The 22,097-nt window shown below is 70.9% G+C and carries 17 protein-coding genes and 3 pseudogenes; 15 read left to right on the top strand and 5 right to left on the bottom strand.

The genetic code is table 11. The features are described 5' to 3' along the window. Window positions 1-30 precede the first annotated feature (30 nt). A pseudogene (locus tag ACZ4MF_RS41420) lies at window positions 31-156 on the top strand (transposase); the annotation flags it as partial. A gap of 66 nt (window positions 157-222) precedes the next feature. On the opposite strand, the gene ACZ4MF_RS41415 reads toward ACZ4MF_RS41420, so the two are convergent. After that, window positions 223-621: a VOC family protein gene (locus ACZ4MF_RS41415; protein ID WP_467498524.1), complete on the bottom strand. Its 399-nt coding sequence runs from the start codon at window positions 619-621 to the stop codon at window positions 223-225. Window positions 622-714: 93 nt separating this feature from the next. Between ACZ4MF_RS41415 and ACZ4MF_RS41410 the strand changes: the two genes are divergently transcribed. Next, complete coding sequence (locus tag ACZ4MF_RS41410; protein WP_467498522.1) at window positions 715-1,704, top strand: helix-turn-helix transcriptional regulator; 990 nt, start codon at window positions 715-717, stop codon at window positions 1,702-1,704. Window positions 1,705-1,736: 32 nt separating this feature from the next. On the opposite strand, the gene ACZ4MF_RS41405 is transcribed toward ACZ4MF_RS41410, so the two are convergent. After that, entirely contained in the window at window positions 1,737-2,549 is an 813-nt protein-coding gene (locus ACZ4MF_RS41405; RefSeq protein ID WP_467498520.1) for a LysR family transcriptional regulator, read from the bottom strand. A 69-nt stretch (window positions 2,550-2,618) separates the two neighbouring features. On the opposite strand from ACZ4MF_RS41405, the gene ACZ4MF_RS41400 reads away from it, so the two are divergent. The 10 genes and pseudogenes from ACZ4MF_RS41400 to ACZ4MF_RS41355 all read left to right on the top strand — a co-directional run. Further along, window positions 2,619-3,506: an NAD(P)H-binding protein gene (locus tag ACZ4MF_RS41400; RefSeq protein WP_467498518.1), complete on the top strand. Its 888-nt coding sequence runs from the start codon at window positions 2,619-2,621 to the stop codon at window positions 3,504-3,506. Then, the gene (locus ACZ4MF_RS41395; RefSeq protein ID WP_467498516.1) at window positions 3,503-4,198 is read left to right on the top strand and encodes an SDR family NAD(P)-dependent oxidoreductase; all 696 of its coding nucleotides are present in this window, start codon (window positions 3,503-3,505) and stop codon (window positions 4,196-4,198) included. Before ACZ4MF_RS41400 ends, ACZ4MF_RS41395 begins: the two co-directional genes overlap by 4 nt. A gap of 706 nt (window positions 4,199-4,904) precedes the next feature. Next, window positions 4,905-5,213: a transposase family protein gene (locus ACZ4MF_RS41390; protein ID WP_467498551.1), complete on the top strand. Its 309-nt coding sequence runs from the start codon at window positions 4,905-4,907 to the stop codon at window positions 5,211-5,213. Between the two features lie 1,283 nt (window positions 5,214-6,496). After that, window positions 6,497-8,101 (top strand): amino acid permease, encoded by a 1,605-nt coding sequence (locus ACZ4MF_RS41385; protein WP_467498514.1) that lies wholly within the window; start codon window positions 6,497-6,499, stop codon window positions 8,099-8,101. 62 nt (window positions 8,102-8,163) lie between these two features. Further along, window positions 8,164-9,075, top strand: a complete 912-nt coding sequence (locus tag ACZ4MF_RS41380) for an urea amidolyase associated protein UAAP1 (RefSeq protein ID WP_467498512.1) — start codon at window positions 8,164-8,166, stop codon at window positions 9,073-9,075. 1 nt (window position 9,076) lies between these two features. Next, entirely contained in the window at window positions 9,077-9,877 is an 801-nt protein-coding gene (locus ACZ4MF_RS41375; RefSeq protein WP_467498510.1) for an urea amidolyase associated protein UAAP2, read from the top strand. Next, window positions 9,874-13,467 (top strand): urea carboxylase, encoded by a 3,594-nt coding sequence (gene uca / locus ACZ4MF_RS41370; protein WP_467498509.1) that lies wholly within the window; start codon window positions 9,874-9,876, stop codon window positions 13,465-13,467. Before ACZ4MF_RS41375 ends, uca begins: the two co-directional genes overlap by 4 nt. A 5-nt stretch (window positions 13,468-13,472) precedes the next feature. Beyond that, window positions 13,473-15,176, top strand: coding sequence for an allophanate hydrolase (locus ACZ4MF_RS41365; RefSeq protein WP_467498549.1), 1,704 nt, complete (start codon window positions 13,473-13,475; stop codon window positions 15,174-15,176). Window positions 15,177-15,217: 41 nt separating this feature from the next. Beyond that, complete coding sequence (locus ACZ4MF_RS41360; protein ID WP_467498507.1) at window positions 15,218-15,901, top strand: TetR/AcrR family transcriptional regulator; 684 nt, start codon at window positions 15,218-15,220, stop codon at window positions 15,899-15,901. 884 nt (window positions 15,902-16,785) lie between these two features. Further along, a pseudogene (locus tag ACZ4MF_RS41355) lies at window positions 16,786-16,947 on the top strand (IS6 family transposase); the annotation flags it as partial. A gap of 528 nt (window positions 16,948-17,475) precedes the next feature. Here ACZ4MF_RS41355 and ACZ4MF_RS41350 read toward each other — a convergent pair. Beyond that, window positions 17,476-18,156 (bottom strand): annotated as a pseudogene (locus tag ACZ4MF_RS41350) (type III effector protein). Between the two features lie 127 nt (window positions 18,157-18,283). Here ACZ4MF_RS41350 and ACZ4MF_RS41345 point away from each other — a divergent pair. The 3 genes from ACZ4MF_RS41345 to ACZ4MF_RS41335 all read left to right on the top strand — a co-directional run bounded on the left by ACZ4MF_RS41345 (window position 18,284) and on the right by ACZ4MF_RS41335 (window position 19,718). Continuing rightward, entirely contained in the window at window positions 18,284-18,715 is a 432-nt protein-coding gene (locus tag ACZ4MF_RS41345) for an Hsp20/alpha crystallin family protein (protein WP_467498505.1), read from the top strand. A 105-nt stretch (window positions 18,716-18,820) separates the two neighbouring features. Continuing rightward, window positions 18,821-19,216, top strand: coding sequence for a DUF2267 domain-containing protein (locus tag ACZ4MF_RS41340; protein WP_467498504.1), 396 nt, complete (start codon window positions 18,821-18,823; stop codon window positions 19,214-19,216). Between the two features lie 67 nt (window positions 19,217-19,283). Continuing rightward, complete coding sequence (locus ACZ4MF_RS41335) at window positions 19,284-19,718, top strand: DUF2267 domain-containing protein (RefSeq protein WP_467498503.1); 435 nt, start codon at window positions 19,284-19,286, stop codon at window positions 19,716-19,718. 287 nt (window positions 19,719-20,005) lie between these two features. Here the strand turns inward: ACZ4MF_RS41335 and ACZ4MF_RS41330 are convergent, their stop codons facing one another. Continuing rightward, window positions 20,006-20,746 (bottom strand): VOC family protein, encoded by a 741-nt coding sequence (locus ACZ4MF_RS41330; RefSeq protein WP_467498501.1) that lies wholly within the window; start codon window positions 20,744-20,746, stop codon window positions 20,006-20,008. Between the two features lie 739 nt (window positions 20,747-21,485). Continuing rightward, window positions 21,486-21,821, bottom strand: a complete 336-nt coding sequence (locus ACZ4MF_RS41325; RefSeq protein ID WP_467498499.1) for an ISL3 family transposase — start codon at window positions 21,819-21,821, stop codon at window positions 21,486-21,488. Window positions 21,822-22,097: the final 276 nt, after the last annotated feature.

Genomic DNA, 22,097 nt, shown 5'->3' with positions numbered 1-22,097 from the left:
GCCCCTGAGGGGCTGACGCCTGCCGCGGAAGCCTACGCCGGACTCGCCCCGACGACGAAGTCGTCAGGGACCTCCATCCACGGCGAACACGCGCCCGGAGGCGGCAGCCGACAGCTCACACGCGCGATGCACCTGTCCGCGTGCGCCGCCCTGCACTCGGCGACCGCATTCGCCGGGAGCCCTGGGACCTCAGGGCTCCCCGGTGAGCGGCTGAGCGTGGCGTCAACGTGCGAACTTCTCGATGGCCGCCGGGGTGACGGGGGTGAAGAAGTTGACGAGGTTGCCGTCGGGGTCGCGGAACAGCAGTGACCGGTTGCCCCAGGGCATCGTGGTGGGCTCGTTGACGAAGTCGGTGACGAAACCGATCAGGTTCTGGTGAACGCGGTCCACGTCGTCGACGAGGAACTCGGTGATCACGCTGTGGTTGTCCGCCGGTCGGGCAGAGCCCGGCGCGAACAACGGGACGGTGCGGGTGCTGGCGATCGCAAGCGTGGCACCCGCGGTCTTGAGCTCGGCGAAGTCCTCGGTGGCCCACGTCGCCCGCGCCCCTGTGGCTCGCTCGTAGAACTCGACGAGGCGCGCGACGTCGCCGGTGATGATGCGGATCGAGACGAAGTCCATGGGAATCTCCTTGGCAGTGCTGAAGGCGTGCACAGCGCAGGCTAGGAGAAATAGTGGACAGAATCGGTCCAGTATTCGCGTTAGGCTGCGAACATGCCTCGACCCACCGGCCGCGTGCTGACCCTCCTGGAGCTGCTGCAATCCGGCGGCACCCGCACCATGGCCGAACTCGCCGACCGGCTCGGCGTCGAAGGGCGCACCGTGCGGCGGTATGTGGACCAGCTGATCGACCTGGATGTGCCCGTGGAGTCGGTGCGCGGCCGCTACGGCGGATACCGGCTCGCCCCCGGGTACCGCTTGCCTCCGCTCATGTTCAGCGACGACGAGGCGCTCGCCGTGCTGCTCGGCCTGGTCGCCGGCCGCCGAGCAGGGTTGACGACGACGCAGTACGCGGCAAACGAGACGGCATCGGCGAAGATCCGGCGGGTGCTGCCCAAGCACATCGCCCGTCGGCTCGGTACTCTCCTGGAAACTCTCGCCTTCACGGATCAGCCAGGCGAGTTCGACACCCCGGACGCCGAGGTCCTGCTCACCATCGCCGATGCGGTGCGCCACCGCCGACCGGTCTCGATCCGCTACACCGACCGCGACGGGCGGCGCAGCGAACGCACGCTGCACGCGTACGGAATCGTCGCCCATGCGGGCCGGTGGTACGTCACGGGCAAGGACCCCGAGCTCGGCGAGGACCGAACCTTCCGGCTCGATCGCATCGCAGACGCCCGGACCCTGCCGGGCTCATTCGAAACGCCCGTCGGTCCCGGTCCGGCACAGCGGGTGTTGTCGGGGTTCGCCACGGCCGAGTACCGGCATGAGGTGACCTTGCGGATCCACGGCACGGTTGGGCAGATCCGTGCCCACCTTCCCGCCAGCGTCGCGAGCCTGGAAGAGCACGAGCCCGGGGCAGGCCAGGACCGGGCGACGGAGCGCTGGCTGCGCGTCGAGCTACGTGCGGAGCGGCTCGACTGGTTGCCTCCGGTGCTCGCCGCACTCGACCGGCCGTTCGTCATCGAGCGTCCCGATGAACTGCGCGACCTCGTCATCGCGCTCGCCGATCGCCTCACGTCCTATGCCCACCAAGCCTGACAGCGAGGAACCAATGTCATGAGATGGCGCATCTAGGCGTCGCGGAGTGCCGTGGTGGCGATGTCCAGGAAGGCCGTGACCAGTAGTTCGCGGGTGGTGGAGGGAGCCACCAGACAGGTTTCCGCGGAGGGCGCGTCGGTGACCGGGATGTGGGTCAGGTCGTGGCGGGAGTAGGTGCGGGCGACACTCTGTGGGACCAGGGCGATGCCGTGGCCGGAGGCGATCAGCTCGAACTTCTCCTCCGCGGAGGTGGTACGGCGGCGGCTCGGGGTGTCCAGGAGCGGCTCACCCTCCAGGTCGGCCAGGGCCAGTTCCTGACGGCTCGCCAGGTGATGGCTGGTCGGTAGGCAGGCCACCCGGGGCTCAGTGCCGATCGGGACGACGGACAGCCCTGCGTCGTCGAAGGGGCGGCGCAGGAAGCCGACCTGGGCGCGGCCGTCGCGCAGCGGGAGGTCCTTCTCCCACCAGTGCGCCGGGACGACGTCGATCTCCACGTCCGGATGGTGCTCCCCGAAGGCGCGGATCGCCTCCGAGACATGCAGCCCGGGAGAGAAGGCGACCATCAGCCGCCGCACGCCTCGGTCGGCGTCCCGGACGCGCCGCAGCCCGGCCTCCACCGCGGCCAGGATGCCCTTCGCCTCCTCGTGCAGCTGATGCCCGGCCGCCGTCAGCTCCACCCGGCGCGTCGTCCGGGTCAGCAGCGTGCACCCCAACTCCTGCTCGAACGCCCTGATCTGCCGGCTGAGCACCGGCTGGGCGATGAACAGCTGCTGCGCGGCCCGCCCGAAGTTGCCGTGCTCGGCCAGCGCGACGAAGTAGCGGAGCTTGCGCAGATCGAGATCCATGCCCTCAGGGTATCGAGCGGGCGCAAAGGGTATTGGACGCCCGAAGCGCCCGGGCCGAGACTCGAAGGCATGATCGTAGTCACCACTCCCACCGGAGGTATCGGCAGCCGGCTGCTGCGCGGCCTCCTGGACCGGACCGACGAGCCGGTCCGCGTCGTCGTCCGCGACCCCGCCCGGCTCCCCGACGCGGTCCGCGACCGCGTCGACGCCGTCACCGGCTCGCACGGCGACCCCGCCGTGCTCGACCGCGCCCTCGCCGGCGCCGACGCCGTCTTCTGGGTCGCCCCGCCCAGCCGCCAGGCGCCCACCCTGGACGCCGTCTACGCCGACTTCACCCGCCCCGCCGCCAAAGCCTTCGCCGCCCACGGCGTCGGCCATGTCGTCAGCGTCTCCGCGCTCGGCCGAGGCACCCCCGTCGCCGACCGCGCCGGGCATGTAACCGCCTCCCTCGCCATGGACGACCTGATCGCGGCAAGCGGCGTCGCCCACCGGGCACTCGCCAACCCCAGTTTCATGGAGAACCTGCTGCGCCAGACCGCCTCGATCCGCGACGACGGCGTCTTCACCGACACCCTCCCTGCCGACCTCAAGGCTCCCGTCGCCAGCACCCTCGACATCGCCGCAGCCGGGGCCCGGCTGCTGATCGACCGCAGCTGGACCGGAACGGGCGAGGTGCCCGTGCTCGGCCCGGAGGACCTCTCCGCCGCGGACCAGGCCCGCATCATGAGCGAGGTCCTCGGCCGCCCCATCCGCTACCGCCGGCAGTCCGTGGAGGACTTCCGTGCCACGCTCCAGGACCACGGCACGGGAGAAGCCATCGTCGAGGGCTATGTCGCGATGATGCGCGCCAAGGGCGAGGGCCTCGACAACGGCGTGCGCCGCACGCCGGAGACTGCCAGCCCCACCGCCTTCCGCACCTGGTGCGAGCAGGTCCTCAGGCCGGCGGTGCACGCATGAGCACCACAGCCCCGACCGCACTGATCGCCGGTGCCTCCCGCACCCTGGGCCTCGGCCTCGCCACCGAGTACGCGCGCCGTGGCTGGAACGTCGTCGGCACCGTTCGCGGCGAGGCCCGTACCGGTCTGCACGACCTCGCGGACGCCTCCGACGGCCGCGTCACCGTCGAGCAGCTGGACATCAACGAACCCGAGCAGATCAACGCGCTCCGCGACCGGCTCGCCGGACGCAGCCTCGACCTGCTCTTCGTCAACGCCGGCATCACCCGCGGCGACCTGCCGATCGCCGACGTCCCCACCGAGATGTTCACCGACGTCATGGTCACCAACGCGCTGAGCCCGATGCGCGTCGTCGAGGCGCTGCGCCCGCTGGTCGCCGCGGACGGCACCATCGGCGTGATGTCCTCCCGGCAGGGCAGCCTCGGCCACAACACCCGCGGCGGTCAGGACGCCTACCGGGCCAGCAAGTCCGCCCTCAACCAGCTGATGCGCAGCTACGCCGCACGGTACGCCGGCGCCGCGCACAGCCTGCTGCTGATGTGCCCCGGCCACGTCCGCACCGAACTGGGCGGCCCGGGCGCTCCCCTGACGGTCGACCAGGTCGTCCCCGGGCTCGCTGACACCATCGACCGACACCGCGGCGAGCCGGGCCTGAAGTACCTCGACTACCAGGACCGCACCATGCCCTGGTAACCGTCGGCCGGGTCACCGGTGAGGTAGTCCCTGAGCGTGTGCCCGTAGAGGGCGCCTTTCCGTCCTGGTTGCGGTCGTAGTCGGACCCGGGTCGTCATCGGGAACTTTCTCTCCGCGTGCGGGACTTGGTTCCGCCGCCTGCGAAACCGCCGCGAGAGGAGCCCGCGCTGCCAGTATGCCAGCCGGCCGTGGTCGCCTACGGATCGGCCTTCCTCCTATCCGGCGGCGGACTCCGTCACGACGCGCACTCCGCTGGCGTCACCAACCTTCTGCACCATGCAGCACCCGGCATGGGCGCCTTCGCGCTCCACACCGCCTCCGCCCGCCGCTGCCCGACCTCACGGACGAGCAGGGGACACGCATCGGCGCAGCCGTGACCGCCCTGGACCTCCAGGTAGCCGACGACCTCCCGTATACCGAGTGCGATCCGAGGCCACGCCGCCACGTTGTTCAGTTGGACTGCTCACCGGATGCTTCGCCATTGAAGATCCGCCATCTTCGAACGTGCTGGTCAGAGGGCTGGCGTGCGGGCGCGACGAGATGATCGACCTGCTAGCCGCGAAGGCCCCGCGCCTGGACCGCGCGCTGCGCAAGACAGCCGCGCGGGGCGGGGAGGTCGTCCTGATCGACGGCACCTTGATCCCCCCAGCACCGCACCGGGACGGCGAACCGACCCAACTACTCCGGCAAGCACCACCGCCACGGCCTGCAATTCCTCGCCCTGACCGACGAGGAGGGCAACCTGATCTGGATCTCCGCCGCCCGGCCCGGCCGCACCCACGACGCCACCGCCGCCCGCCGCGACAAGATCGTCGAACACCTGAAGACAGCCGGCCTCGGCGCCCTGGCCGACCTCGGCTTCCTCGGCGTGGACAAGCCCAGGAACGCCGATGCCCAGGTCATCGTCACCGGCTGCAAGGCCACCCGCGCCCGCAAACTCACCCCGGGCCAGAAGCAGGCCAACCGAATCCTGGCCGCCGCACGCGCCCCGTCGAGCACGGCTTCGCCCGCCTGAAGGCCTAGCGGATCCTCATCAAGCTCCGCACCGGCCCCGCCCGCGCCACCGCCCTCCTGCGCGCCCTGCTCGTCCTGACCAACCTCGAAGTCGGCCGCTGACGCCGCCCCGTCAGACGATCAAGACCGCAGACTCCTGCCCGCGACCGGCAGGAGCACTCCGCAGACCCCTCACGCCAGCCCCTCCGACCAGCACGTTCGAAGATGACGAAGCTTCATTGTCCTGTTCAGCCCTTGCCTGACGCTCCAGGGCCGGCAGGTCAAGGTCGAAATCCGGTTCAGCAAGCTGTAGCGCGGCCTCGATCAAGAATTCGCGGCAGAACGCATATCCGTTAGCACCGAACGGAGCACTGGTCGGCGTCGACCGTCACGAGGGTCATCGTCTCAGCCGGGTCGCTCACGCTGGCGGCCAAGCCGGCGCTGCAGGCCGGCGAGGTGCGACGTGTTCGGGGCCACTGCACTGACCTCGTGGCCATACGAGTCGGCGTTCCGGACAGACACCGGGGACACGTGCGGCGAAGGCCTGCGGGTGCTCGTAGAGGCTGCCTCCGTCCCCATCATGCTGCCGTGCCAGGGGACGGACAACCGGCCGCTCGCCCGCGCCGTACTCAGAAGCAAGACCCCGAACGGCAATGACCGGGGCCCCGTCGCATCCAGCCAGCCGAGCGTGCCTGTCCCGTGTGAAAACCCGAGTTCGGGCCCTGATCAGGACGCTTCGCTGCGGGACGGTGGAGGACAGCGGCGTGATCGAGATCCATGCGGTGGTCATCGATCCGTCTGCTGACGCGCAGGTCGCTGGAGCCTGCGGGCCTGCGGGCCTGCGGCTGCTGGGCAACACTGCCAAGGACGTCGAACTGCCGGTGTTGCGGCACCGGCTCGCTGTGCTCCAACGCCAGCTCGTTGAACCGAAGTTGGAACCGGGCCGACCGGGTCCTGCCGGCGGCCCCGTCGCGTCTGCCGCCCAGACAGAGCTGGAGCAGCTCCTTGGCCACCCCAGCGACGCTGCTGCGCCGGCTCCGAGAGCTGATCGGCGGGAAGTGGACCTACCTCCACAAGAGCCCCGGTCGGTCGCCGATTTCGGAGGAGACGCGGGAGCTGATCCTCCGTCTCGCGCGGGAGAATCCGCTGCGGGGACACCGCAGAGTGCTGGCACGCAGTCATCTCCGAGGCGGGCCCGCGGATACACGAACTTAACTTCCCAGACTCGGGTGTGAGACCGGTCCGGCCGACGATCGCAATACCTATCAAGCGACAGGTATCTGTCGACCGATCGGAGGTGCGGCGATGAGCCGGCCCGAACTCCCCCTTGCGCAGGACCCTGGCGGCGGTGGCACGACCGGCGACGCCCTCTTCGGCTACCAGCAGGAACTCCGCCGCGGCGTAGGCGGCTTTGCGTCGTTCGCCGCAGGGTTCTCCTTCGTGTCGATCCTCACCACCGTCTTCCAGCTGTTCGGGCTGGGCTTCGGTCTCGGCGGCGCGGCGTTCTTCTGGACCTGGCCGCTGGTCTTCGCGGGCCAACTGCTGGTCGCGCTGTGTTTCGCGGAACTGGCCGCGCGCTGGCCCATATCCGGGGCGATCTACCAGTGGTCGAGCCGGCTGGCCGGCACCACGACGGGCTGGTTCGTCGGCTGGATCATGATCATCGGGCAGATCCTCACGGTCGCGGCGGCCGCGATCGCGGCACAGGCGGTGCTGCCGGGCATCTGGTCCGGATTCCAGATCGTCGGCGGTCCAGGCGCCGATACGTCGGTGGGCTCCCCGACCGGCGCGCAGAACGCGGTCCTGCTGGGATGCGTCCTGCTGGTCATCACCACGGTGGTGAACATCCTGGGCATCCGCCAGATGGCCGCCGCCACCAGCTTCGGTGTCACGGTCGAGATCATCGGCGTGCTCGCACTGGTGCTGATCCTGTTCTTCCTGCCCGAGCGGGGTCTGCAGGTGGTGGCCCACCCCACCGGCTGGGCCGGCCACGGCGGCTACTTCGGGGCCCTTCTCGCGTCCTCGCTGATGGCGGCGTACGTGATGGTCGGCTTCGACTCGGCGGGCGAGCTGGCGGAGGAGACCCACAGCCCGCGCCGGACCACTCCCCGGACCATCCTGCGGGCCCTGATCACCTCGGGTGTCGGCGGCGCGTTGCTGATCGTCTCGGGGTTGATGGCGGCGCGAAGCCTGACCGACGGAAACCTGGCAGCCGGTGGTCTGTCCTGGGTGCTCACCGACCGGCTAGGCGGGGTTCTGGGCCGACTGCTGCTGTGTTGCGTGGCGGTCGCGGTGTTCGCCTGCACCCTGGCCGTGCAGACCTCCGGGGCGCGGATGATGTACTCCATGGCCCGCGAAGGCGCCCTGCCTTTCCACCGCCACCTCGGCAAGGTATCTGCCCGCACCGGTACGCCGATCACCACGTCGATCGTGGTGGGCGTCGGCGCCGCGATCGCACTCCTGGTCAACATCCGCCAGTCGGCGATCTTCACCGCCCTCTCCAGCCTCTGCATCGCCATGCTGTACCTGGCCTATCTGGGCGTGACGGTGCCGCTGCTGGTCACCCGGATCCGGCAGCGGGGCAGCGGCGGGCTGCCGGCGGGCGTGGACGAGACCGGCCGGCCCCTGTTCTCGCTGGGCCGATGGGGAGTGGCCGTCAACGCGCTCGCCGTGCTCTACCAGGCCGGCATGACGGTCAACCTGATCTGGCCCCGTGCGGAGATCTACGACCTCACCGGCGGCACGTGGTGGCTGCGATGGAGCGCCCTGCTGTTCATCGGGCTCAGCCTGGCCGCCGGTGCCGGCTACTTCCTCGCCCGCCGGCTGCACCGCCGCATCGAGCTGAGGCACGTACCGCACACGCACACCGAGCCGACCCTCGACGCGCGGGCCGTCGCCGAGCCCGCCTGAGGGCCCGTGTGACACGAGCGGACGCACCGATGACGTACCGACGAAGGGACGACGGGACATCCATGACCACCACCGAGAGCTCGACCGCCGTGCCGCCACACGGCCGCCACCCGACCGGGCAGACGCCCACGCGCACCCGTGATCTGCACCTGACCGACAGTGTCCACAGTGCCCGCGCCGACGCCCGCGCCCAGGGCGGGCAGGCCGGCGCGTGGATGCCGTACCTGCCGGCGTCGGACAGCCCGTACTGCCCACCGGGGGTGGACGCGACCGCCTTGGTATGGGCGGAGACGGTGGCGCCCGGCGGCTACACGCACAAAATCCTTGCCCGCGGCACACGGCTGCGCCTCGACGACCCGAGCGGTGACGCCTGCGCCCACCTGCTGCTCTTCAACGCCCTGGAGCCGGTGGAGCGGCTCAACGTCGCCGACACACAGAAGGTGCCCTGGCAGGCCTATCCGGGCCAGGACCATCCGCTGCTGTCCGGCGACGGCCGGATCCTGGCGGTGGTCAGCGCTGACTCCTCCGGCCGGCACGACGCCTTCTGCGGCACCACCACCGACGCCTGGAACGAGCGCAAGTACGGTGACGCCCGACCCGAGGGGCCGTCGCCGTCCGGCCGCGGGCTCTTCCTCAAAGCGGCCGCCAAGCACGGTCTGAGCCGGCGCGACCTGCCACCCAGCCTGTCCTTCTTCCAGGGCGTGCGCGTCGAAGCGGACGGCACCCTGGCCTGGCAGGGCAGCGCGGGGGCGGGCACACATGTCGAACTCATCGCGGAGATGCCCCTGTTGGTGCTGGTCGCCAATGTCGCCCATCCGCTGGACCCTCGTCCCGGCTACATGGTCGGCCCACTGCGGGTGCACGCCTGGCGCGGTGCCCCGACCGGCCCCGGCGAGCCGCGGTTCACCGCCACTCCGGAACTGCACCGGGCCTACCTCAACACCGTCGACTACTGCGAAGCCCGGGGGCTGTGACATGGCGAGCACGCGGACCGATACCAGGCCCGTCAACCACCCGACCGCCGCCGACGGCACGGTCGCCTCCACCGTCCCCGTGGGAGCCGTGTACGCGGAGGGCTCTCCCCTCGACCGGGGAGCGAGCCTGGTCGAGGGCGCGGTCGTCCTGGACGAGACGGTGGCCCCCAACGCGCCCTGGTCGGCGGTGGTGCGGACGGGGCACGTCCTGACGATCGTCGACGTCGGCGGCAACCAGTCGGCCGACTGTCTGCTCTACAACGCCGACGATCCCGAGGAACGCTACAGCGTCCCCGACACCCTGGCCTGGCAGAGCAACGCCTATGTGCGCACCGGCACCGTGCTGCGCAGCAGCGAGGGCCGCCCGTTGATGACCGTCGTCGCCAACGAGGTCGACCGCCAGGACACCATCGGCGGCGCGTGCGGCAAGGAGTCCAACACCCTGCGCTACGGCCATCATGTGATGTTCCAGCACGGCTGCCGCGAGAACTTCCTCGCCGAGGCCGGGCGGCGTGGCCTCGGGGTGCGGGACATCGTCTCCAACCTCAACTGGTTCATGAACGTGCCCGTCGAGGCGGACGGCGCGCTGGGCATCGTGGACGGCATGTCGGCGCCGGGCCGCCGGGTCGCGGTGCGCGCTGAGACGGACGTGCTGGTCATGGTGTCCAACTGCCCACAGATGAACAACCCGTGCAACGACTTCAACCCCACTCCGCTGCGGATGATCGTCGTGGAGCCGGCACCGGTCGGCGTCGACGCACGGTCCGCGCACGCCGCCCGCACCGCGAAGGAGGGCGCGTGATCCGCCCCACCGCCGTTCTCGTCGCCAACCGCGGTGAGATAGCCCGCCGTGTGATCCGCACCGCCAGGAGGATGGGCCTGGGCACCGTCGCCGTCTTCTCCGACGCCGACCGGGCCGCCCCGCACGTACGCGAGGCCGATCACGCGGTCCGCCTCGGTCCGGCGCCCGCCCGCGCGTCCTATCTTCGCGGGGAGGCGATCATCGAGGCCGCGCTCGCCCATGGCGCGGGCATCATCCACCCCGGCTACGGCTTCCTCTCCGAGAACACCGCCTTCGCCCGTGCCGTGGAGGAGGCCGGTCTGCGTTTCGCGGGACCGACCGCCGACCAGATCACCGCCTTCGGTGAGAAGCACACCGCACGCGCCCTGGCCAAGGCCGCCGGAGTGCCGCTGCTGGCCGGGACGGAACTGCTGGCAAGCGCCGAGGAGGCCGTCACCGCGGCCTCCTCGATCGGGCTGCCCGTGATGGTCAAGGCCACCGGGGGTGGCGGCGGCATCGGCATGCAGGCCTGCGCCACCGCCGACGAGGTGCGCGAGGCCTTCGCCCGCGTCGCGGCGCTCGCGGAGTCCAACTTCGGGTCCGCCGGAGTGTTCCTGGAGCGCCTCGTGCGCCCCGCCCGCCATGTCGAGGTGCAGGTCTTCGGCGACGGCACCGGCCGGATCGCCGTCTTCGGCGACCGGGACTGCTCGTTGCAGCGCCGCAACCAGAAGGTGATCGAGGAGGCCCCGGCCCCGGCCCTGCCTCCTCATGTGCGGGCACTGCTGCACGACTCCTCGCGCCGGCTGCTCGCCTCGGTCGGCTACCGGGGCGCGGGGACCGTGGAGTTCGTCTACGACCCCGCGCGCGAGGAGGTCGCCTTCCTGGAGGTCAACACCCGCCTCCAGGTCGAGCACCCGGTGACCGAGGAGGCGTACGGCGTCGACCTCGTCGAACTCATGCTCGTCCTGGCCCGCGACGGCTGGGTCGAGGACGCGGTGTTCGAGCGGGAGTGGACGCCCGCCGGGCATGCCGTGGAGGCTCGCGTCTACGCCGAGGATCCCGGCAAGGACTCGCTGCCGTCCTCGGGCCTGATCACCCGGGCGGTCTTCCCCGGCCAGGGCGCCGACAACATGCCCGGCGTGCGCGTCGACGGCTTTGCCGAAACCGGTCTGGAGGTCTCGCCGTACTACGACCCCATGCTCGCCAAGGTGATCGCGAAGGGCCCCACCCGGGAGGCCGCGTTCGACGTGCTCGGCCAGGCCCTGGCCGCGAGCCGGGTCGACGGCATCGTCACCAACCTGGGCCTGCTGCACGAGCTGACCTCGCGGGGCGAGGTGCGCGAGGCCGTGCACAGTACCAGCACGCTCGCCACCACGGCCGACCCCGAGCCGCGCATCGACGTCCTGGTGCCGGGCGCGATGACCACCGTCCAGGACCTTCCGGGCCGGCTCGGCTACTGGCACGTGGGCGTGCCGCCGAGCGGCCCCTTCGACGCCGTCTCCTTCGCCGAGGCCAACCTGGCCGTCGGCAACCCGGCCCAGGCCCCTGGCCTGGAGGTCACCGCGGGCGGGCTGAGCCTGCGCTTCTCGGCCGCCACCGTGGTCGCCGTCACCGGCGCCCCCGTCCCGGTCACGGTGGACGGCAGCGCGGTAGCCCTGTGGGAGCCGGTCACAGTCGCGGCCGGCGCCACCCTGGTGCTCGGTGCCTGCCAGGGACCGGGCCTGCGCAGCTATGTGGCGGTCCGCGGCGGCATCGGCGTACCCGAATACCTGGGCAGCGCCTCGACGTTCACCCTCGGCGGCTTCGGCGGGCACGGCGGGCGGGCGCTGCGCGCCGGAGACGTACTGCGTCCCGGGGCTTCGTCGACCGTCGGCGGCGGCCCCACCCCGCCCGAGCGCCGGCCGGCGATCACCTCGCACTGGCACATCGGTGTCACCGAAGGGCCGCACGCGGCGCCCGAGTTCTTCACCCGCGGGGACATCGACACCCTCTACGCCACCGACTACAAGGTGCACCACAACTCGGCCCGCACCGGCGTCCGCCTGATAGGACCCAAGCCGCGGTGGGCCCGCCAGGACGGCGGTGAGGCCGGGCTGCACCCCTCCAACATCCACGACACGCCATACGCGGTGGGAGCCCTGGACTTCACCGGCGACACGCCGATCATCCTGGGCCCCGACGGTCCGTCCCTCGGCGGTTTCGTCTGCCCCGCGGTGGTCGCCAGCGGCGAACTGTGGAAACTCGGCCAGCTCCGCCCCGGCGACACCGTCCGCTTCGTACCGGTCAGGGAAGCCGAGGCGGCCGCCCTCGATGCCCGCCGCTCCTCCCCCACGCTGATCAGCACAGGCGGAGACGGCGACGACGGCGTACTCGGCCGCCTGGAGGCCACCGATGCCCGCCCCGGCGTCACCTACCGCCGGGACGGCGACGACAACGTCCTGGTCGAGTACGGCCCCATGGTCCTCGACCTCGGCCTGAGGATGCGGGTCCACGCCCTGCAGGAGACTCTCGCCGGCCACGCGCCCGACGGCATCCTCGACGTCACCCCGGGCATCCGCTCCCTCCAGATCCACACCGACGCCCGGCGGCTGAAAGCCCGTGACCTCACCGCCCTGCTGCGCGAGCTGGAGGACGAAGTCCCGCCCAGCGACGAACTGGTGGTCCCCTCCCGCACGGTGCGGCTGCCGCTCAGCTGGGACGACCCGACCACCCGGCTCGCCATCGAGCGGTACATGGCCGGGGTGCGCGACGACGCCCCGTGGTGCCCGTGGAACATCGAGTTCATCCGCCGAGTCAACGGCCTTCGGACCGCCGACGACGTCTACCGCACCGTCTTCGACGCCTCCTACCTGGTGCTCGGCCTCGGTGACGTCTATCTCGGCGCCCCCGTCGCCACCCCGCTCGACCCACGGCACCGCCTGGTGACCACCAAGTACAACCCGGCCCGCACCTGGACCGCGGAGAACTCCGTCGGCATCGGCGGCGCCTACCTGTGCATCTACGGCATGGAAGGCCCCGGCGGCTACCAGTTCGTCGGCCGCACCGTGCAGATCTGGAACCGGTTCCGCAAGGGCGGCCTGTTCCAGGACTCGCCGTGGGCGCTGCGCTTCTTCGACCGCATCGAGTGGTATCCCGTCACCGCGGAGGAACTGCTCGAACTGCGGGCCGAGACCGACGCCGGGCGCGGTGCCTTCGCGACCGAGGAGGGCACCTTCTCAATCGCGGAGTACAACGCCTTCCTCGCCGCGGAGGCCGACTCGATCGCCGCGTTCCGCCGGCGGCAGAGCACCGCCTTCGAGGCCGAGAGGGAACGCTGGCGAGCCGCGGGAGAGTTCGACCGCGACGACGATCCCGAACCCGTGACCGCCACGGCTGCCGTCACCCTGCCGGACGGGGCTGTCCCGGTCACCGCGCCGTACACCGCCACCGTCTGGCAGATCGCGGCCGAGCCAGGCGCCACCATCGCGAGCGGCGATGCGATCCTCTCCCTGGAGGCGATGAAAATGGAGTCCAAGGTGAACGCCCCCACCGCCGGGACACTCCTGGAGATCTACGTCAAGCCCGGTGAGCAGGTCGCCCCCGGCCAGATCCTCGCGGCGGTGCGGGCATGAACGCCATGACACCGGCCGCACGCGTCCAGGCCGCCTACGACCGCATCGAGGGCGTCGGCCGGCCCGAGATCTGGATCCACCTCAGGCCACGCGAGGAGGTGCTCGCCGAGGCGGCCGGGATCGACCCGGCGCTGCCGCTGGCCGGCCTGGTGGTGGCCGTCAAGGACAACATCGACGTCGCCGGCCTCCCCACCACCGCGGGCGCCCCCTCGTATGCCTACGAACCGCAGGCCGACGCGCCGGCGGTGACGCGGCTGCGCGCGGCCGGCGCGGTGGTGCTCGGCAAGACCAACCTGGACCAGTTCGCCACCGGCCTGGTCGGCACCCGCAGCCCCTACGGCGCGGTGCGCAACGCCTGGGACGCGGCCCGCATCTCCGGCGGGTCGTCCTCCGGATCCGCCGTCGCGGTGGCGCTGGGCATCGCCGACATCGCGCTCGGCACCGACACGGCCGGCTCCGGGCGGGTGCCCGCCGCCCTCAACGGCATCGTCGGCGTCAAACCCACCAAGGGCCTGGTGCCCGTGACCGGGGTGGTCCCGGCCTGCTACACGCTCGACTGCGTGACCGTCTTCGCCCGCGACCTGCAACTCGCCCGCGCCGCGGTGGAGTTCGTCGAGGGCCCCGATCCGGCCGATCCGCTCTCCCGCACCGGCACCCAGCTTCCGCCGCCTCCCGCGCGTCCGCGGATCGCCGTACCGGCCGGGGAGCATCTGAAGGGCATGGCCGACGGCTGGCGCGAAGCCTTCGACGCCGCCGTCGCCCGCCTGGCGGGCACCGGGACGGAGATCGTCGAAACCGACATCACCCCGCTGCTCCAGGCCGCGGAACTCCTGTACGGCGGCGCGTTCATCGCCGAGCGGTACGCCGCCGTGGGCGCGCATCTGGAGAAGCACCGCGACCTGATCGGGGCGGACCTCGATCCGACCGTCGCCGCCATCGTGCTGGCAGGCCGGGAGAAGACCGCCGCCGACTGGGCCGCCGATGCCGCCAGGCTCGCCACGCTCGGTGCCGCCGGACGCGCGGTGCTCCACGGCTGTACAGCTCTCCTGACCCCGACCACCACCTGGCATCCCACCCTCGAGGAGGTGGCGGCCGACCCGGTCGGCGCCAACGCCCGGTTGGGACGGTTCACCAACTTCGCCAACCTGCTGGACTGCGCCTCGCTCGCCGTTCCCGCCGGGTTCGTGGACGGCCTGCCGTTCGGCGTGATGTTCACCGGACCGGCCTTCTCCGACCGCGCCCTGGCCGCGCTGGCCGAGCGGTTCGCCAACCCCGGGCTCGACCTGTTCGTGGTCGGCGCCCACCTCACCGGTCAGCCGCTCAATGCCCAGTTGGTGCAAGCCGGCGCCACACTGGTCGGCCCGGCCCGCACCGCAGGCGGCTACCGGCTGTACGCCCTGGCCACCGAGCCGCCCAAGCCCGGCCTGCTCCGGGTCACCAAGGGCGGGCGGGACGCCGGCGCCGGGGCGGGTCACGGCACGGCGTCAGGCGGCGACGTGGGCACGGGAATCGAAGGCGAGATCTGGCGGCTGCCGGCTTCCGGGTTCGGGGCGTTGACCGCCGCCCTGCCCGCGCCGATGACCATCGGCACCGTCGAACTGGCCGACGGGCGGCACGTCTGCGGCTTCCTCGTCGAGCCGTACGCCGTCGAGGGCGCGCCCGACATCACCCGCTTCGGTGGCTGGCGGGCGTACACGGCGTCCACGTGACCGGAGGCCGCCGGGCGGACACGTGGTGGCAGGATGGGGTCATGACGACGACGCGTCCCCGGCAAGGCAGGCCCCGGCACACGCCGCCGTCCGACCCCGGCGCCTCCGCCCGCGAACAGATCCTCGACGCCGCCGGGGCACTCTTCGTCGACCATGGGATCACCAGCACCAGCACCCGCATGATCGCCGAGCGGGTCGGCATCAGGCAGGCCTCGCTCTACTACCACTTCGCCACCAAGGAGGAGATCCTCGCCGAACTGCTGGCGACGTCCGTGCGGCCCAGTCTGCAGATGGTGGACCGGATCCGGGCCCTGGTGCCCGAGCGGGCGAATCCGGCCGCCGCGCTGTACGCCGTGGCCGCGATGGACGTACGCACCCTCTCCCGCACTCCGTACAACATCGGCACGCTCTATCTGCTGCCGGAAGTGCAGGCCGAGCGGTTCGATGCCTTCCGGGCCGAGCGGGGCCGTCTGCAGCAGAGCTACGGCACGCTGGGCGCCCTGGCGGCGACCGAGGACGTCGTGCGCGGCCTGCCCGCCGAGCGACTCGGTGAACTGCTGATCCAGCTGGTGGAAGTCGTCATCCAGATCCGGCGCTCCCGTGAGCCGGATGCGGCGGACACCGAGGCCATCGCGTCGTCGTGCCTGCGCCTGTGTGGGCTCGGAGAGCCGGCGGTGGCCGCCGCCCGGGAGGAGGGCCGAACGCTGCTGAGCAGTCTGGACTGACCGCCGGCCCACCGCACACCCTCCAGCGCCGCCATGCACTCGTGGGCTGCTTCGCGGCGGCGGCCGTCGTCGTCCGGTTCTTCCTGCGTCGACCGGGACGGGAAGTTCTCCGCCGCCTTCGACGCCGTGCTCGCCGACGCGGGCGTGCAGGTGCTGCTTTGCCCGCCGAGATCTCCGAAGGAAAACGCCTTCCCGGAACGCTGGGCCGGCACCGCCCGCCGCGAGCGCACCGACCGCCTACTCATCATGAAGGAACGGCACCTGCGCACCGTCGTGAACACCCGGACCAGTACGAGGTCCAGGCCGCTACGTAGGTTGGTATCGGCACATCACGTTCGCCGTACTCGCCCATGCGTTCCTCGCAGTGATGACTGTCCAGGAGCGCACAAAGGGGGGTGCCGAGGCCGACACACCCGCCCTCGTGGATCTCACACCCGGCCGAAATCCGTCGTCTGCTAGCAGCTCAACCCCCAAGCGTGCGCACGGCGTTGTGCTTATATGCAGCGCGGACACACGTTGGTGAGGACGGCCCCTCCAAGACGGTCCCACGCATGCCACACCCCCGCTACACTCCCCACCGCCTTCCAGGGAAGGGGTAGTGGGTGTGGCACTCGACAGCGTCAGTAACCTGGCTGCGGCGTACACTCCGCCCTCGGCCTCCCACCTGAGGAATGCGAGGCCGAGCACTACCCTTCGCTGGCCGCCCCGACCGCTGCCTGAAAACGCAAACCGGCCGCTCAAAGTGTGTATGCCAGGCGCACGTCGTCGTTGCCTGCCAGGTGTCAGGCGGGGCTTGGTCCCGGATCATCCTGCGGGGCCATGAACCGGCCCTGCTGGGAGAGCCTCCGTCATTGGCTGGGGGTGGTGCCGTAGGTCTGGGGTTCGGTGCGGCCCAGCTTTCCCTGTCCGCGTTCAGCGGCGTCTCACCCCACTTCCGGCCCCACCACCACCTGGTGACCGCACCCGACCACCGCGCCGAGATGACCGTCCGCTTCGCCGTCCGGGAGCAGATCACCAGCGCTGCCGGCCGACCCACCACGGCCTGAGCACAGGCCCGAACCGGGTGCCCACCATGCCCCGACGCACCGTCGGACACACACCCGACAACGTGACAGCGCCCGGCAAATGGAACCTGGGCCATGACGTCCCCTTCACCACCTGGACCTGGCATCAGGGCGCGCCCGGCGCGTGGGAGGGGTAGGAGACGTTCACGGAGGCGTCCGAGAGCGGCGGCGGCCACATACACCCGATTCGGGAAAGCCTCTACTACCACTATGTGAACCGCCGCGGCCTCGACGCGCCGTACGTGACCGCCCTCGCCGTCAAGGCCAGGCCCGACGGCGGCGGCGGGGACTACGTAACCGGCGGTTACCTCGATCACCTCGGCCTCGGCACCCTGGCCTTCACCCGCGACAAGGCGATCGTGTCCGCCCCGACATCGACCCTTTCTTCGGCCTCAGCAGCCGCCGCCTTCAGCGCTTCGTGCTCCGGCATGTCCTGCCGGCCGGGAAGCAGGTCCGTCCTGCCCTCTTTCTACAGTCGTCCATGGCTACGCGATGGAGGAAGCCGCCTGATCACACGGTCGATCCCGCATCTCGGTTCGGGTGAGGGGCCGCCGGGTTCGTGGCGGGGTTCGTCAGGGCATCGAGCTGGGCAGCGAGGTCGGGGTGGTCGGGGGTGAGGTGGGGGCGGGTGGCGTGGAGGGGGTGGATGAGGTCGGCGGGGTCGTCGTGGGCGAGGGCTGCGTGGAGCTGACCGAGCGGTGCGGGCCGCCGGTGTCAGGTCGGTGAGGGCGGTGATCTGGCCGGCGATGCGGCGTAGGCCGGCTGCGTTGCGGCGGGCCCAGGCGGCGGTGGCGCGTTCGGCGGCGCGGCGTTCACGGGCGGCCTGGACGCGTTGTTCGCCGGTGGTTCCGGCGGGGCCGGGCCGACCCCGCAGGTAACGGCGTTCGGCGGCTGGCGGCTGGCGACGCCGAGCGGGCGGGCGAGGTCGGCCCAGCCGGCTCCCGCGTGGCGGGCGGTTTCGATCAGGCCGTTTTCCCACCCCGCGAGTTGTTCGCGTACCTGGCGCAGCAGCAGGAGACAGGCCAGTGCCTGTTCCGGGCCGACGTCGCGGGTCTCGGCAGTCCCAGGGACCTCATGACGGGCGGCATGCAGGGCGTCGTCTATGGCCTGTAGGGCTGCCGCGGCGGCGAGGAATGACGCCGGGCTCGGCGTGTCGGCGCTGGACGGTGCCGGCTGGTCGGCCGGGGTCATAGGCGCCTCCCTCAGGTAGTCATCCTTTGGACGACACCATGTTTGTCATCCATTGGATGACATGTTACAACGGTTTCAGTGAGGCGCATTGGCAGCAACTGCCCGAACCTGCTGGAGGTGTTTTCCGATGTTGATGCGCACTGACCCCTTCCGTGAGCTGGACCGGCTGGCCCAGCAGCTGATGGGACCGGGCACCTGGTCCAGGCCGTCCCCGATGCCGATGGACGCCTACCGCGAGGGTGACCAGTACGTGGTGGCCTTCGACGTCCCCGGCGTCAGCGCGGACGCGATCGACATCGACGTCGAACGGAACATGCTGACCGTCAAGGCCGAACGCCGACCCGCGACGAAGTCCGACGACGTGCAGATGGAACTGTCGGAACGGCCGCTGGGCGTCTTCTCCCGCCAGATCGTCCTCGCCGACACGCTGGACACCGAGCACATCCAGGCCGACTACGACGCAGGCGTGCTCACCCTGCGCATCCCGATCGCCGAGCGCGCCAAGCCCCGCAAGATCGCCATCGGCGTCGGATCGGGCCGCAGGGAGATCTCCGGCTGAGCCAGACCCGATGAGGGCTGACCAGCGGCGGAGGACGGGTACCTGATCTCCCCCCGGGGCCTGTCCTCCGCGCCTTTGTGGACCGAGGAAGGGATGACGGCCGACATGACGGTGCGACGGGAAGCGTTCCTCGACCATGTGAAGGAACGCGGCGAGTACAAGACCCCGCAGGAAGCCGAACGCGCGACCCGCGTGGTGCTCGCCCTGCTGGGCGCACACCTGGTCGGCGAGGTACGCGCCCAGCTGGCGGCGCGTCTGCCGGAGGACTTCGCCCTGATCCTGCTCAACCCGCTGCAGAGCGCCGAGCCGCTGACCCCGGAGCGGTTCGTGCGCGCGACCGCGGCCTGGATCGAGGGCGCGACCGAACAGACCGCGGCCTGGGATGTCAGCGCCGTCCTGTCCACGGTCGCAGACGCCACCGGCGACGACCTCCTCGAACAGATGCTGCTCCAGCTCCCCGCAGGCTACGACCTCCTCTTCGGCCGTCCCCAGCCAACCTGACCACCCACCCCCGGTGACCGCACACCGGCCACCACGACCTGGTGACAGAAAGGCAACCACCGCAGTGATGTCCGACCACAGCGCACCGCTCCAGCAGCCCTACGGCAGGGCGTACGAGCACATGCTGGAAAAGGTCCGCTACGACGGCGCCTACCCCACCCGGGAGAAGGCCGAGGAAGCCGTCCGCCTCGTCCTTTCGGGACTGGGACGCCAGCTGACCGGCGACGAACGTGTCGAACTGGCCGCCCGCCTCCCCGTCGAAGCCGCGCGCATCCTCACCGCCCAGATCCCCGACACCCAGCCGCTGGGCGGCTGGGCCTTCGTCAAGGACCTCGCCGCCCGCACCGGCGCTTCCCTGGCCACCACCCGCTGGGACACCGGATCCGTCTTCTCCGCCGTCGCCGCCTACGCCGGCCCCGACCTCATCACCCGCATCCTGCAACAGCTCCCCTCCGGCCACGCGCTGCTGTTCGGCCACGCCGAACTCACCCAAGCCGCGTAGCCGGGCCGCGCTTTTCCGGCGCCACAGCATGCCGGCGACCGTGACGCGTACACGCTCAGCAAAGAGTGCGTAGCGCGTCACGGTCACCGGCATCATGCTGACGCGGACAAGGCCGCCACGTGGTCCGACACCGACGCTGGAAGCACCGCTCATACGCGCTCCGAGGATCGCAAACAGGAACAGCTATCGCCGCCCGAATCGACCGATACGCCGCAGCCCAACCCACCTGGGGTCAGGGCCCATGAGCACACAAGGCTCACGCGTCGGGGAGTCGCTGAGGCTCCGCGTCACGACGGGGCGAGGACGCAGAACTCGTGGCCCTCCGGGTCGGCCAGGCACGTCCAAGGAACGTCGCCCTGGCCGAGGTCGAGGTCAGTGGCGCCGAGGGCCCGCAGCCGGGCCACCTCCGCTGCTTTGTCGTCACCGGGGTACGGCAGCAGGTCGAGATGGACGCGGTCCGGAACGGTCTTCACGTCGGGCGTGCGCAGGAATTCGAGATACGGGCCGACACCCTTGGCGGAGCGCAACACCGCCTGATCGTCACTCACCTCGTGCAGGGTCCAGTCCATCGCCTCGTCCCAGAACCGGGCCATGGCCCGCGGATCCGCGCAGTCGACCACCACCGCGGCGATCGGCCCGGTGTCCCGGTAGATCTCCCGAGGCTCCAGCACACAGAACTCGTTGCCCTCGGGGTCGGCGAGGACCGTCCACGGCACCACACCCTGGCCCACGTCGGCGGGCGTCGCACCGAGAGACTTCAGGCGCGCGACCAACTCCGCCTGATGGGCCGCAGAGGCGGTGGCGAGATCGAGGTGTACACGGTTCTTTGCCGATGTCCTGGGTTCCGGGACGGGGACGACGTTGATGCCGACGAAGACCGGGTCCGGCCAGACGAGGCCGCCAGCGGGTCCGACGTAGGTGGTCACGCCGGGGCTGTAAGCACTCCAGCCCAGCGCCTCCGCCCAGAACCTGCCGACTGCCGAGGGGTCAAGAGCCTTTATGTTCACCATGACAGGTCGCAGTGCCATGCCGGCGATCCTATGCGGCCGCTCTGCAACGACACCCGCCCCGGCCCCGAACAGAGATCGACTCGCTGAGATGCCGCAATGCTCAGCTCGCCGACTGGAGGGCTCAGCCCCGCCAGGCGAACTGCTCACTCGCCAGGTGAAGTGCTGAGTCACAACTGCGCTTCCTGGCCCTGATCCTCCTGGGGTCCACAGGTCGAAGTCCAGCGCCTCGATGCCGGTGAATTCCAGGTTCTGGCACAGATCTTGGGGAGTGGTCGCGCACCGCCGCTGAAGCAGGATCATCTTGCGGAGCAGTTCGAATCCCGCACGCCCATAGAGCTGGCTCTTGATCTTCTTGATGCGGTTCACGGCGCCCTCGATGCCGCCGGAGCTCCATGTGAGGGTGAGCCCGGCGGTGACGGCGTCGATGTCTCGAAGCAAGTGGAGTGCGAAGCCGGTGAGGCCGGGGAGTTGGCCGGCGTCGACAGCGTCGGTCCAGGTGGGGAGCATGCGCCGCGGCGGTCGGTGAGGATCTCGCCGAATTCGCGGATGTGTCCGGCTGCGGTGTCCAGTTCGGGGCAGCGGGCCAGAACGTCCTTGAGGCCGGCACGATCCTCTTCGCCCAGGGCCATGGGACGGCGGGTGGGCCAGCCCGTCTCCCGCTGTCGGTGATGGCGGTGCCTGAGACGGAGAGGCACGCAGGCCGGCCATGTGGGCACGGACCATCTGATAGGTGACGGGGGCGTTCTCGGCCAGCAGTTCACGGTGCAGCTGCATGACGCTCGTGCAGCCTTCGGCCAACCGCCGTGCCGACGCAAGTCTCAACGGCTCGGCCGAGTCCCTTCCACAGATGGAACCGGTCGGCGACCTGGAGAGCGTCAGGGGCACCGCGCCGGGCCCCTCCCGCGTAGGCGCCTGCCCGGTCCCGGCACACGATCTCCACGCCGGGATGCGCGATGAGCCATGCGGCGAGCGGTCCCGCTTCACGTCCGAGCAGGATGTCGATCGGGTGGTGGCGTTCGCCGTCCGTGATCACAGTGGCGTACGACTGACCGCGCCGGGTGGCGAAATCGTCCGCACCCAGCACGGGCGGCATGCTGGACAGCGGATCCGAAGCGCCATGACCCGGCGCGGCAAGGTCATCCTCCCGGCGTCGAAACCGAGTTGGACAGCCAGCCGGGAGCCGGCTCGTCCGGCCAGTGCCGGCCCGACGCGTTCCAGGGCGCGGTTGAGACGGCTGGTGGAGTGTGCGTACGGGGTCGTGAACTGCGCGAACGGCTCGGCGAACGTCCGGCGCGGGCAGTCCGCCGAGCCACGGACGAACCAGTAGGGGCTCGCCAGGCACAGTCATCGCTGGTGAAGCCCGGGGCGG

This window comes from Streptomyces sp. NPDC025793 (assembly GCF_055558375.1).
The sequence above is the reverse complement of the archived record's forward strand: the minus strand, read 5'-3'. Positions and strand labels throughout refer to the sequence as shown.